Origin of the sequence: Luteimonas marina, from assembly GCF_007859325.1 — a bacterium.
Classification (GTDB): Bacteria; Pseudomonadota; Gammaproteobacteria; order Xanthomonadales; family Xanthomonadaceae; genus Luteimonas; species Luteimonas marina.
Window position 1 is genome coordinate 142,716 of record NZ_VOHK01000006.1, and the last position, 12,428, is coordinate 155,143.

Consider the following 12,428-nt stretch of genomic DNA (forward strand, 5'->3'; position numbering starts at 1 on the left):
ACGGCATTGGGGGCTTCGGCATCGGGGGCTTTCGCATGAACACCCTGCTCGACTCCCTCGCCGCCGGTTTCAGTGGCGACACCGACCGCCGCGCCCTGCTCGACGCCACCCTGCGCGACGGCCTGCCCGGCCCGCGCAGCGAGCGCTGGAAGTACACCTCGCTGCGCGCGCTCGAGCGGCGCAGCTTCGGCGCCGCCATCGCCACGCCGGCGATCGATCCCGACCTGCTGGCGGACATTCCCGCGCCGCGCCTGGTGTTCGTCAACGGACGCTTCGACGCCTCGCTGTCGCACCCCGACGCGCTGCCGGCGGGGCTGACGCTCGAGACCGGCACCGGCGTCGCCGACATCACCGAGACCGACGACGCCCCGCGCGCGCCGGGCGACGACGTCTTCGCCCGCCTCAACGCCGCGCTCGCGCACGACGGCGTCAGCCTGCGCGCGGACGCCGGCGCGCAGGTGGCGCGGCCGATCCACCTCGTCTTCGTCGGCGCGCCGGCCGAAGGCGACCTCGCCTGGCACCTGCGCCACCGCGTCGAAGTGGGCGACGGCGCCACCCTGCGCGTGGTCGAGCACCACCTCGCCACCGGCGCGCACCGGCACCTCGACAACAGCCTGGTCTCGATCGCGGTCGGCGACGGCGCCACGCTCGAGCACGCGCGCATCCAGCACGCCGCCGACGGCGCCACCCTGTTCGCCCGCACCGACGCCACGCTCGCGCGCGAGGCGCGCTACCGCCGTGTCGACCTCGAACTCGGCGGCGCGCTGTCGCGCCACGAACTGGACGTGCGCCTGGAAGGCGAAGGCGCGGCGCTGGCCGCCCACGGCGTGCTGCTCGCCGCCGGCCGCAGCCACCTCGACACCCGCCTGGGCATCGAGCACGTCGCCCGCGACACGCGCTGCGAACTGCTCTGGCGCGGCATCGGCGCCGGCCGCGGACGCGCGGTGTTCCACGGCGGCATCACCATCCACGAAGGCGCCGACGGCACCGACGCGCGGCTGTCGAACAAGAACCTGCTGCTGTCGGCCAACGCCGAGATCGACACCCAGCCGGTGCTGGTGATCCACGCCGACGAGGTGCAGGCCGCGCACGGCGCCACCGTCGGCCAGATCGACGCCAACGCGCTGTTCTACCTGCGCTCGCGCGGGCTGCCGGAGGGAGAGGCGAAGCAGTTGCTGACCGCGGCGTTCTGCCGCGAGCCGCTGGCGGCTGTCGAGGATGAATCGCTGCGCGGGGTGTTGCAGGCGCGGATCGATGCGGCGCTGGAGTCGCTTTCGGCATGAATGCGCCGGGCGTGACGTACCCCCATCCCGGCCTTCCCCCGCAAGCGGGGGAAGGAGTAGGTCGCGTCGACTGGACACGTGTACGCGAAGACTTCCCGCTGCTGCGCCGCGAGGTGCACGGCAAGCCGCTGGTGTACCTCGACAGCGCCAACACCGGGCAGAAGCCGGTGGCGGTGATCGAGGCGGTCGACGATTTCTACCGCCGCCACAACGCCAACGTCAGCCGCGCGGTGCACGCGCTGGGCACCGAGGCGACCGAGTCCTACGAGGCCTCGCGCCGGGCGCTGGCGCGGTTCCTCAACGTGCGCGCGGACGAGCTGGTGCTGTGCAGCGGCACCACGTTCGCGATCAACCTGGTCGCGTATTCGTGGGCGCTGCCGCGGCTCAAGGCCGGCGACGTGATCCTGGTCTCGCGCATGGAGCACCACGCCAACATCGTGCCCTGGCAGTTGGTCGCGCAGCGCACCGGCGCCACGATCAAGGTCGCGGACATCACGCCCGAAGGCACGCTCGACCTCGACGCGCTGTGGCGCGCGATGACGCCCGAGGTGAAGCTGCTCGCCGTGGCGCACGTGTCGAACGTGCTCGGCACGGTCAACCCGGTGCGCGAGATCTGCCGCGAGGCGCGCAAGCGCGGCATCGCCACCGTGGTCGACGGCTCGCAGGCGGCGCCGCACCGGCCGGTGGACGTGGCCGCGATCGGCTGCGACTTCTACGCCGTCACCGGGCACAAGATGTGCGGCCCCACCGGCACCGGCGCGCTGTGGGCGCGGCGCGAGCACCTGCAGGCGATGCCGCCATTCATCGGCGGCGGCGAGATGATCAGGGAAGTCAGCTTCGACGGCACCGTGTTCAACGATCCGCCGCACAAGTTCGAGGCCGGCACGCCGAACATCGCCGGTTTCGTCGGGCTCGGCGCGGCGGTCGACTATCTCCAGGGCCTCGGCATGGCGGCCATCGAAGCGCGCGAAATCGAGCTGCTGGCGCACATGACGCAGGCGCTCGACGCCGTCGGCGGCGTGCGCATCTTCGGCCGCGCGCCGGAAAAGGCGGCGGTGGTCTCGTTCCTGGTCGAGGGCGCGCATGCGCACGACCTCGCCACCCTGCTCGACCTCGAAGGCGTTGCGGTGCGCTCGGGCCAGCACTGCGCGCACCCGCTGCTGCAGTTCTACGGCGTCGCCGCGACCTGCCGCGCGTCGCTGGCGTTCTACAACACGCACGAGGAGATCGACGCGTTCATCGCGGCGCTGCAGAAGGCGCGCGGGTTGCTGGGCTGAACCTGCTGCCCGAATCCTTCCGCTGCCGCCACGCGGCTCCGCGCCTCGATCCTCACCAATGTCATCTCGAACGCAGTGAGAGATCTGACGCCGCGTCGCGCTGACAGGCTGTGGTGACAAGATCTCTCACTGCGTTCGAGATGACAGCATTCCGGCGCCGGCGTTCCGGCTGCCCGGAATACGCTACACCGGGCAGCCAACCGCCATAGAATGCAGGGATGCACGAGCCGAGATTCCGCAACGCCACTGCGTCCGACATCCCCGCGCTGGTCGCGCTGGTGACCTCCGCCTACCGCGGCGAGTCCAGCCGTGCCGGCTGGACCACCGAGGCCGACCTCCTCGACGGCAACCGCATCGACCCGGAGGTGCTGCGCGCCGACCTCGCGCGCCCGCGCAGCCGCGTGCTGGTCGCCGAGGACGGCGGCGGCCTCACCGCCTGCGCACACGTGGCGGAGGAGGACGGCTTCGGCTATTTCGGCATGTTCTCGGTGCGGCCGGACCTGCAGGGCGCGGGACTGGGCAAGCGGCTGCTGGACGAAGCCGAGCGCATCGCGCGCGAGGAGTGGCGGCTGCCGGCGATGCGGATGACGGTGATCGACCTGCGCGACGCGCTGATCGCCTTCTACGAGCGCCGCGGCTACCGCCGCACCGGGGTGTTCAAGCCCTTCCCCTACGGCGACGCGCGCTACGGCATCCCGTTGCGCGACGACCTACGCTTCGAGGTGCTCGAGAAGCGCCTCGACGGAGCACCGGCATGAGCGCGACCTGGACCTTCGTCTGCACGACGGAGGAACTGCTGCCCGGGGAGAAGAAGACCGCGTTCGACGAGGTCACCGGCGCCGGCATCGTGGTGTTCAACCTCGACGGCGCCCTGTACGCACTCGAGGACAAGTGCAGCCACGAGGATTTCGAACTGTCGGCAGGCGAGGTCCAGGTCGCCGAGGCCAGCATCGAATGCGTGCTCCACGGCGCCCGCTTCGACATCCGCGACGGCCGCGCCCTGTGCGCCCCGGCCTACGAGCCGGTGGCGAAATTCCCGGTCAAGACCGAGCACGGCGGGATCTGGAGCCGCGATGACCGCGACGGGTAGGGCGCTTTTGTCGCAGGCCTTTGCCACTTGAGCGCCGTCATCCCAGCGCAAGCTGGGATCCATTTTGCTTCTTCATGGTCGATATTTCCGAGGAAAATCAACGGCAAAATGGATGACCAGCGCTTCGCGCTGTTGCAAAGCACTTCCGGCTTTCGCCGGGATGACGATCCAGGATCGTGTTCAGGCCTTCCCCAGGACAAAACGCCCGTTCATTTTCCGTTGCAATTGTGAATAGCTCTCATTAACATGCGCGGGCTGCGAGCGCTGCCGCACGGGCCAGAGAGCCCGGCGCAGCCCTCCTGACCCGTCCAGCAGCCGCCAGAGACGTGGGTGTTTCCCTCCCCAATCCAACCGACTCTGGAGCCCTTCCATGGCCTCTCCCGCTGCCTGCCTGCGCGGGCGCCGTATTCCTGCGCGCAGCCTGCTCTTCGTTTCCCTGATCGCCGCCCTGCCCTCGGCATTCGCTTCCGCGGACCTCGACCTGCCCGCCGACGACGCCCGGAATTTCGACACCGTGGTCGTCACCGCCGCCGGCTTCGAGCAGAAGATCACCGACGCCCCGGCCAGCATCAGCGTGATCACCGACGAGGACCTGTCGCACCGCCCCTACATGACCCTGCTCGACGCGGTCCGCGACCTGGAGGGCATCGACGTCGGCGAAACCCGCGACAAGACCGGGCAAGGCACCATCTCGATGCGCGGCATGGGCTCGGACTACACCCTGATCCTGATCAACGGCCGCCGCCAGAACAACCACGGCGACATCTACCCGAACAACTTCGGCGGCAACCAGTTCAACCACATCCCGCCGCTGGACGCGATCGAGCGCATCGAGGTGATCCGCGGCCCGATGTCCACCCTGTACGGCGCCGACGCCATGGGCGGCGTGATCAACATCATCACCAAGCGCGTGCTCGACACCTGGTCCGGCTCGGTCAGCATCGGCCGCACCTTCGAGGCCGACAGCCAGTTCGGCGACGACGCCACCGTGGACGCCTTCGTCACCGGCCCGCTGGTCCCCGGCAAGCTGAGCCTCGCCGCCCGCGCGAGCTGGTACAAGCGCGACGCCTCCAACCCGGTGTACGACCCGGTCGTCGATCCCGCCGGCGTCGAGCACAACCGCGCGATGACCTTCGGCGGCGGCGGCAAGACCGTGGACAACACCAACAAGGCCGGCGGCATCAGCCTGACCTGGACGCCGACCGACCACCAGACCCTGACCTTCGACTACGACACCTCGGTCCAGGAATACGACAACTCGATCAAGATCAACGACTCGGGCGTCGAGGAATACCCGGTCGGTACCGTCGACAACATCAACAGCATCTTCGTCGCCGGCAACGCCTGCCTGGGCGCGGCCGGCGGCAACGCCGCCGCCTGCGCCGCCAACGGCGGCACCTGGGGCCGACGCGCCAATCCGCGTGCGGGCTACGGCCCGACCCAGGAATTCACCCGCGACGCCTGGGCGCTGACCCACGAGGGCCAGTGGAGCTTCGGCAACAGCCTGGTCTCGCTGGCGCACGTGGCCACCAACAACGACGGCCGCACCCTGCCCTTCACCGTGGCCGAGCGCGAGCAGCTGCTGGAAATGGTCGACGGCACCGGCGCCTATGCGGGCATGTCCCTGGCGGAGCGCCGGGCACTGGCCGAATCGACCTTCCTGCCGCGCCCCAAGCGCACCCTGGAAAGCGCGCAGTACACCCTCGACGCAAAGCTGGACATCCCGTTCCAGGCGGCCGGTGAGCACACCGCCGTGGTCGGCACCCAGATCATCCGCGGCGAGCTGACCGACGGCGTGTTCGGCATGGAAGACGGCGAAGTCAGCGGCGTGCAGGAGCACAACATGTATTCGCTGTTCGTCGAGGACAACTGGAAGCTGGTCGAAACGCTGACCATCACCGCCGGCCTGCGCTACGACGACCACGAGGTGTTCGGCGACCAGTTCAGCCCGCGCCTGTACGGCGTCTATGCCTTCAGCCCGCAGTGGACGGTCAAGGGCGGCATCAGCACCGGCTTCAAGACGCCCAAGACCACCCAGCTGTACGACGGCATCACCGGCTTCGGCGGCCAGGGCACCACGCCGCTGTTCGGCAACCCGGGCCTGGTGCCCGAGACCAGCACCTCCGCGGAAATCGCGCTCTACTGGACCCATCCCAACGGCCACAACTTCAACGCCACCCTGTTCCGCAACGAGTTCGACGACAAGCTGTCCACCGAAAGCTGCGGCATCGGCCTGGCGCTGCAGTGCCCGACCGGCGAGTACGCCGACCTCGGCTACGTCACCGGCAACGTGCCGGTCAACATCGACGAGGTGGTGATCCAGGGCGCCGAACTGGCCGGCCGCTGGAACATCGGCGACGCCTTCGGCTTCCGCGCCAACTACACCTACACCGACAGCGAGCAGAAGAGCGGCGCCAACGCCGGCCGGCCGCTGGGCAACAGCGCCCGGCACATGGCCAACGCCAAGCTGGACTGGCGGGCGACGGACCGCATCAGCCTGTTCCTGACCGGCGAAATGCGCTCCAAGCGCTACCGCGGCATCAGCGCCGCCACCGGCGAGGAGCTGTACTACAAGGACTACACCGTGTGGCACCTGGGCGCGGCGTTCGAGCTCACCGGGTGGCTGACCCTCAACGCCCGCGTCAACAACCTGCTCGACCGGGACTTCACCGCCTATGACGCCACCTTCGCCGACAACGGCGACGGCACCTGGACGCTGGTGCCGGAGGACCACTACAACAACAAGGACAAGGCGCGCAGCTTCTGGCTGAGCCTGAACGCCCGCTTCTGAGCGCGGCCGCAGCGCGCCCCGCCGGAATCGGCGGGGCGCGTGTCAACCGAACGAGGATGAGAACGTTTCTCGTTCCAACGCTATACTCGCCTGCCCTCCCCGTGAACGCTGCCGTGCCCGCCCCACAGGCCCGAGACACCCCCGCCACGGCGCAGCAGCGCCGCGGCTTCTGGCTGCGTACCCTGCACCAGTGGCACTGGATCAGCTCGGCGGTGTGCCTGATCGGGATGCTGCTGTTCGCGGTGACCGGGATCACCCTCAACCACGCGGCGAAGATCGAGGGCGCGCCGCGGGTCGACAACCGCAGCGCGACGCTGCCGGCCGCGCTGCTGCAGGCGCTGCCGGCCGACCGCACCGAGGGCAACGCGCCGCTGCCGCGCGAAGTGGCGGGGTGGCTGTCGGACACGCTCGACGCCTCGATCGGCCGCCGCGACGCCGAGTGGTCCGACGGCGAGGTCTACCTGTCGATGCCCGGGCCCGGGCGCGACGCCTGGCTCAGCATCGACCGCGAGACCGGCGAGGTCGAGTACGAACGCACCGACCGCGGCGTGGTCTCCTACCTCAACGACCTGCACAAGGGCCGCAACGCCGGCCCGGCCTGGGGCTGGTTCATCGACGTCTTCGCCGTGGCCTGCGTGGTGTTCACCGTCACCGGCCTGTTCCTGCTGCAACTGCACGCGCGCCAGCGCCCGACGACCTGGCCCTGGGTCGGCCTCGGTCTGGTGGTCCCGGTGCTGCTGGCCCTGCTCTTCATCCACTGATCCACGACATCCGCGAGGTTCGCATGCGCGTACAGCTCACCATCGCCCTGGGCAGCCTGCTCGCCCTGCCGGCGCAGGCCGTCGAATTCGACGTATCCGTCCAGATCCCGCAGCTCAAGGTCGCCGAATACCACCGGCCCTACGTCGCGGTCTACGTCGAGGGCGCGGACGGCAAGGCCGCGGCCAACCTCGCGGTCTGGTACATGAGCAAGGACACCAGCGAGGGCCACGGCACCAAGTGGCTGCCCGACCTGCGCCAGTGGTGGCGCAAGTCCGGGCGCACGCTGAAGGTGCCGGTCGACGGCGTCACCGGCCCCACGCGCCCCGCGGGCACGCACGAGCTCGGCTTCGACGGCTCGCATCCGGGGTTGTCGAAGCTGCCGCCGGGCAACTACACGCTGGTGGTCGAGGCCGCGCGTGAGGTCGGCGGCCGCGAACTGCTGAAGATCCCCTTCGCCTGGCCGGTGAAGTCGGCGCAGTCCGGCAAGGCGCAGGGCAGCAGCGAACTGGGCGCGGTGACGCTCAGGCTCGCGCCGTGAATCTTCTCCACCCCATTTCCCGTTCCCGCTCCAGGAGCATCCCGATGAAGCGTTCCTCCCTGCTCGTTTTCGCCATCGCCGCGCTGCTGCCGCTGGGCGCGGCCGCGCACAAGCAATGGATCATCCCCTCGCAGGCCGTGGTCAACGGCAACGACGTCTGGGTGACCTTCGACGCCGCGATCTCGAACCAGCTGTTCTTCCCCGACCACGTGCCGATGCGCCTGGACAACGTCACCGCGACCGCGCCCGACGGCAGCAAGGTCGAGCTGAAGAACGGCAGCACCGGCAAGTACCGCAGCACCTTCGACGTGCAGCTGCTGCAGCAGGGCACCTACCGCATCAGCAACGTCAGCGCCGGCCTGTCGGCGCGCTGGGACACGCCCGAAAGCCTGGCGGCGAAGGCGAAGGCCGAGGCGGAAGGCAAGCCGGCCAGCGGCCCCGGCGCGCCGCCCGAAACGCGCGGCGGCTTCCTGCGCAACGCGACGCCGGACGACCTGGCCAGCAAGGTCCCGGCCGACGCGAAGAACCTGCAGATCACCGAGGGCAACGGCCGCGTCGAGACCTTCGTCACCAACGGCGCCCCCAACGAGACCGCGCTCGCGCCCTCCGGCAGGGGCATCGAGCTGGTGCCGGTGACGCATCCCAACGACCTGTTCGCCGGCGAAGAAGCGACCTTCCGCGTGCTCGTCGACGGCAAGCCCACCGCCGGCCTCGAATTCGAGATCGTCCGCGGCGGCACGCGCTACCGCAACGCACAGGACGACCTCAATGCGACCACCGATGCCGAGGGCCTGCTCAAGGTGACGTGGCCGGAGCCGGGCATGTACTGGCTGGAGACCAGCGTGCAGGACGACAAGCCGGCGAATCCGAAGGCGACGCAGCGGCGGCTGGGCTACGTGGCGACGCTGGAAGTGCTGCCGCAGTAGGCGACGCCGTCCGGCGAAGCCCGCATCGCTGCACATCCTCGATCGTCATCCCGGCCTCGCTGCCCCCATCACCCCGGCTTCGCTGCCCCCGCCATTCCGACTTCGTTGCCCGTCATCCCGGCCTCTCTGCACCCGTCATCCCGGCGAAAGCCGGGATCCATCTTGATCTTGCCTTTGATGCACCCCCGGAACAGCCACAACACAGGCATCCCGGCTGTCGCCGGGATGACCAACCCGGGAGAAATCCGGCCCACCCGGTCCGCCGCAATCCAGAACGCGAATCCATGCCCACCGCCCACACCGCCCCCCTCGCCGTGCACGCGCTGTACGGCGAAACCATGGGCACGCGCTGGCGCGTGGATCTGTGCGCGGCGCACCAGGCGCCGCTCGATGCGCTGCACGACGCCGTGCAGTCGCGGCTCGACACCATCGTCGCGCAGATGAGCACCTACGAAGCCGATTCGGACATCGGCCGCTTCAACCGCGCGCCCGCCGGCAGCTGGCACGTATTGCCCGACGACTTCTTCCGGGTGATGGACTGCGCGCTGCAGGTCGCCGACGCCAGCGGCGGCGCCTTCGACCCGACCATCGGCGCGCTGGTCGGCGCCTGGGGCTTCGGCGCGCACGCGCGCGCACCGCAGGCGCCCGCCGCGGCCGTGCTCGCGGACGCGCGCGATGCCTGCGGCTGGCGGACGCTGGCGCTGCATCGCGGGAAGCGCGAACTGCGCCAGCCCGGCGGCCTGTCGCTCGACCTGTCGGCGATCGCCAAGGGCTACGGCGTCGACGCCGTGGCCGAACTGCTGCGCGCGCGCGGCATCGTCGCCGCGCTGGTCGATGTCGGCGGCGAACTGCGCGGCTTCGGCCGCAAGCCCGACGGCGCGCCGTGGCGCGTGCTGGTCGAGACCGGCGAGGACGACGACGAGGGCGATCCCTGCGTGCTCATGCTCGACGACGCGGCGGTCGCGACCTCCGGCACGCGCTGGCACCGCTTCGAGTCGGACGGGCGCGAAATCGCGCACACGATCGATCCGCGCAGCGGCGGACCGGTGATCGACGCACCCGCCGCGGTCAGCGTGCTGGCGGACGACGCGATGCACGCCGATGCCTGGTCGACCGCGCTGACGGTCATGGGCGCGGAGGCCGGTTTCGCCTTCGCGGCGTCGCGCGGCCTCGCCGCGCGGTTCGTGCCGTCCGGCGCGGATGCGCAGCCGCGCATGACGCCTGCGTTCGAGGCGCGGCTCGCGCAATGACCGCGACCCACGCGACCGGCTCGCGCCCCTGGCGCGCATGGCTCGGCAACGCCGCCACGCTGCTGGCGCTGCTGGCCATCGCCTTCGCCCTGCTGCCGCTGCACGACGACGCCTGGTGGCCGTCGTCGCCGCGCCCGCGCCACTGGTGGCTGGCGGCGGCCAGCCTCGCGGCCTACCTCGGCTTCTGCGGCTGGTGCCTGCTGCGCGGGCGCAGCCGCGGCGCGCCCGCGATCGACGACGGTGCACGCCTGCCTTGGCTGGTCGCGCACGCCAGCCAGACCGGCTTCGCCGCCGAGCTCGCGGCGCATACCGCGGATTCGCTGAAGGCGGCGGGCGCGCGGGTCGCGCTGCGCCCGCTCTCGGCGGTCGATGCCGACCTGCTCGCGCGCACCGATCGCGCGCTGTTCGTCGCCAGCACCACCGGCGAGGGCGATCCGCCGGATCCGGCGCTGGCCTTCGTCCGCGACACCATGGCCCGCGCCGCCGACCTGTCCGGACTGCGCTACGCGATCCTCGCACTCGGCGACCGCGAGTACGAACACTTCTGCGGCTTCGGCCACCAGCTCGACCACTGGCTGCGGCAGGGCCATGCCACCGCGCTGTTCGACCTGACCGAAGTCGACAACGGCGACCCTGGCGCGCTGCGCCACTGGCAGCACCACCTCGGCCTCGCCGCGGGCGCGCCTGCCCTGGCCGACTGGACGCCGCCGCGCTACGAGCGCTGGACGCTGTCCGCCCGCACCCTGCTCAACCCCGGCAGCGTCGGCGGCCCCGCCTTCCACCTGGCGCTGCAGCCGCCGCCCGGCGCGTCGCCTTCCTGGCAGGCCGGCGACATCGCCGAGATCGGGCCGCGCAACGCCGCCGCGGTGGTCGACGCGCTGCTGGCCGCACGCGGGCTGGACGGCGCGGCGTCCGTCGAATTCCTGTCGCAGCCGATGCCCCTGCGCGAGGCGCTGGCGCGCGCGCAGCTGGCGGACCTCGCGCCCGCCGATACCCGCGGCCCGCAGGCGCTGGTCGACGCGCTGCAGCCCCTGCCCCATCGCGAGTACTCGATCGCCTCGCTGCCCGGCGACGGCACCCTGCAGCTGCTGGTCCGGCAGATGCAGCGCCCCGACGGCACGCCCGGCATCGGCAGCGGCTGGCTGTGCCTGCACGCGGCGCCCGGCGACGGCGTCGACCTGCGCATCCGCGCCAACCCCAACTTCCACCCGCCCGCCGACGACCGGCCGATGCTGCTGGTCGGCAACGGCACCGGCATCGCCGGCCTGCGCGCCCTGCTCAAGGCGCGCGAGGCGGCGGGCCACCGGCGCAACTGGCTGCTGTTCGGCGAACGCCAGCGCACGCGCGACGCCTTCTTCCACGACGACATCGAATGCTGGCGGCGCGACGGCACGCTCGAACGCATCGACCTGGTGTATTCGCGCGACGGCGGCGACCACCGCTACGTGCAGGACGCCCTGCGCGCGGCCACACCCGCGCTGCGCGCATGGATCGCGGACGGCGCCTGCCTCTACGTCTGCGGCAGCCTCGAAGGCATGGCCCCCGGTGTCGATGCTGTGCTGCGCGAGGCGCTCGGCGACGACACCGTCGACCGGCTGCGCGACGACGGGCGCTATCGGCGCGACGTCTACTGACACCCGTCCGCGACCAGGAATATGGAATGACGTAGATCGGGGCTGTAGGAGCGTCTTCAGGCGCGTCCTTCGTCCGACGCCGCGGAAATCCGGTCGCGGCTGAAGCCGCTCCTACACGGTGGTCGGGGACGCCGGACGCGGTTCGCGCCGGTCGATGCGGATCAGCAACGCCTCGCCGCCACCGTCGAGCACGTAGCGCGCGCGGCCGTCGGGCGCGGTGAGCAATGCGGTATCCCCCATCGCCAGCGGCGGCAGCGCCGCGTCGCCGGCGATGCGCGCGCGGCCCGCGAGCAGGTGCACGACCCAGGTCGAGCCGGGGTCCACGAACACCACCATCGCGCCGACCAGCGGCCGGTGCCAGAGCTGCGTGGCCACCGCGTCGCGGCGCCACATCAGGTTGAAATCCTCGGTGCGCCCGTCGACCAGTTCCCCGACCAGCGTGCGTTCGCCGGTGAAGCGCAGGCGCTGGCAGGGCGGCAGCAGTTCGTGCGTCTCGCCGTCGTCGAAGCACAGGCGCAGGCCGTTCCCGCCCAGCAGCACCAGTTCGCGATCCACGCCGGGAAAAACCGAGAACGGCGCGTCGGCCTCGATCTCGGCGATCGACAGCCGCCAGTCCCATTCGCCGGAACCGGCGCCGGATTCGGCATGGATCTCGCGCGTCCAGCCGGCGCCGTTCTTCCAGCGCACCCGGCGGTACTCGTTGGCGGGGATCACGCGCGCTGGCCGGCCCATGCCCGCCAGTTTAGCCACCGGCCTCTGCCGCCGCGAAAGGGAAGTGGCCGCCCGCCCATGCCTTCCTGGCGTGGAACGGGCGGCGGGACTTCCCTGTCGCGGCATCCTGCCGGTCCCCGGAGCATCCCTGCTCCCAGCTGCGGAC

12 protein-coding genes are annotated in these 12,428 nt (G+C 71.0%); 11 read left to right on the top strand and 1 reads right to left on the bottom strand.

Translation table 11 applies throughout. The features are described 5' to 3' along the window. Positions 1–35 precede the first annotated feature (35 nt). The 11 genes from sufD (at position 36) to FQY83_RS14575 (ending at position 11,551) form a co-directional block, all read left to right on the top strand. Positions 36–1,283, top strand: a complete 1,248-nt coding sequence (gene sufD / locus FQY83_RS14525; RefSeq protein ID WP_146388696.1) for a Fe-S cluster assembly protein SufD — start codon at positions 36–38, stop codon at positions 1,281–1,283. After that, on the top strand, positions 1,280–2,560 hold the full coding sequence (locus FQY83_RS14530) for a cysteine desulfurase (protein ID WP_146388697.1): 1,281 nt from the start codon (positions 1,280–1,282) through the stop codon (positions 2,558–2,560). Before sufD ends, FQY83_RS14530 begins: the two co-directional genes overlap by 4 nt. Positions 2,561–2,778: 218 nt before the next feature. Next, on the top strand, positions 2,779–3,318 hold the full coding sequence (locus tag FQY83_RS14535) for a GNAT family N-acetyltransferase (protein ID WP_146388698.1): 540 nt from the start codon (positions 2,779–2,781) through the stop codon (positions 3,316–3,318). Then, entirely contained in the window at positions 3,315–3,650 is a 336-nt protein-coding gene (locus FQY83_RS14540) for a non-heme iron oxygenase ferredoxin subunit (RefSeq protein ID WP_146388699.1), read from the top strand. Before FQY83_RS14535 ends, FQY83_RS14540 begins: the two co-directional genes overlap by 4 nt. Before the next feature lie 27 nt (positions 3,651–3,677). Then, positions 3,678–3,881, top strand: a complete 204-nt coding sequence (locus tag FQY83_RS14545; protein ID WP_146388700.1) for a hypothetical protein — start codon at positions 3,678–3,680, stop codon at positions 3,879–3,881. Positions 3,882–4,020: 139 nt separating this feature from the next. Then, on the top strand, positions 4,021–6,441 hold the full coding sequence (locus FQY83_RS14550) for a TonB-dependent receptor domain-containing protein (RefSeq protein WP_146388701.1): 2,421 nt from the start codon (positions 4,021–4,023) through the stop codon (positions 6,439–6,441). Positions 6,442–6,554: 113 nt separating this feature from the next. Beyond that, a complete protein-coding gene (locus FQY83_RS14555) occupies positions 6,555–7,202 on the top strand; it encodes a PepSY-associated TM helix domain-containing protein (RefSeq protein ID WP_238333510.1) in 648 nt (215 codons plus the stop codon). A 23-nt stretch (positions 7,203–7,225) separates the two neighbouring features. Then, a complete protein-coding gene (locus FQY83_RS14560; protein WP_146388703.1) occupies positions 7,226–7,741 on the top strand; it encodes a DUF2271 domain-containing protein in 516 nt (171 codons plus the stop codon). Between the two features lie 44 nt (positions 7,742–7,785). Further along, positions 7,786–8,667 carry a DUF4198 domain-containing protein gene (locus FQY83_RS14565; protein ID WP_146388704.1) on the top strand — a complete coding sequence of 294 codons (882 nt, stop codon included), beginning with the start codon at positions 7,786–7,788 and terminating at the stop codon, positions 8,665–8,667. A gap of 284 nt (positions 8,668–8,951) precedes the next feature. Then, positions 8,952–9,917, top strand: a complete 966-nt coding sequence (locus FQY83_RS14570; protein WP_146388705.1) for an FAD:protein FMN transferase — start codon at positions 8,952–8,954, stop codon at positions 9,915–9,917. Next, positions 9,914–11,551, top strand: a complete 1,638-nt coding sequence (locus tag FQY83_RS14575) for a sulfite reductase subunit alpha (protein WP_146388706.1) — start codon at positions 9,914–9,916, stop codon at positions 11,549–11,551. Before FQY83_RS14570 ends, FQY83_RS14575 begins: the two co-directional genes overlap by 4 nt. 111 nt (positions 11,552–11,662) lie before the next feature. Here FQY83_RS14575 and FQY83_RS14580 read toward each other — a convergent pair whose 3' ends face one another. Beyond that, complete coding sequence (locus tag FQY83_RS14580; protein ID WP_146388828.1) at positions 11,663–12,283, bottom strand: HutD/Ves family protein; 621 nt, start codon at positions 12,281–12,283, stop codon at positions 11,663–11,665. Positions 12,284–12,428: the final 145 nt, after the last annotated feature.

Coding starts and splice junctions, on each gene's coding strand:
- sufD (WP_146388696.1), top strand. CDS start 36: ATGAACACCCTGCTCGACTCCCTCGCCGCCGGTTTCAGTGGCGACACC.
- FQY83_RS14530 (WP_146388697.1), top strand. CDS start 1,280: ATGAATGCGCCGGGCGTGACGTACCCCCATCCCGGCCTTCCCCCGCAA.
- FQY83_RS14535 (WP_146388698.1), top strand. CDS start 2,779: ATGCACGAGCCGAGATTCCGCAACGCCACTGCGTCCGACATCCCCGCG.
- FQY83_RS14540 (WP_146388699.1), top strand. CDS start 3,315: ATGAGCGCGACCTGGACCTTCGTCTGCACGACGGAGGAACTGCTGCCC.
- FQY83_RS14550 (WP_146388701.1), top strand. CDS start 4,021: ATGGCCTCTCCCGCTGCCTGCCTGCGCGGGCGCCGTATTCCTGCGCGC.
- FQY83_RS14560 (WP_146388703.1), top strand. CDS start 7,226: ATGCGCGTACAGCTCACCATCGCCCTGGGCAGCCTGCTCGCCCTGCCG.
- FQY83_RS14565 (WP_146388704.1), top strand. CDS start 7,786: ATGAAGCGTTCCTCCCTGCTCGTTTTCGCCATCGCCGCGCTGCTGCCG.
- FQY83_RS14570 (WP_146388705.1), top strand. CDS start 8,952: ATGCCCACCGCCCACACCGCCCCCCTCGCCGTGCACGCGCTGTACGGC.
- FQY83_RS14575 (WP_146388706.1), top strand. CDS start 9,914: ATGACCGCGACCCACGCGACCGGCTCGCGCCCCTGGCGCGCATGGCTC.
- FQY83_RS14580 (WP_146388828.1), bottom strand. CDS start 12,283: ATGGGCCGGCCAGCGCGCGTGATCCCCGCCAACGAGTACCGCCGGGTG.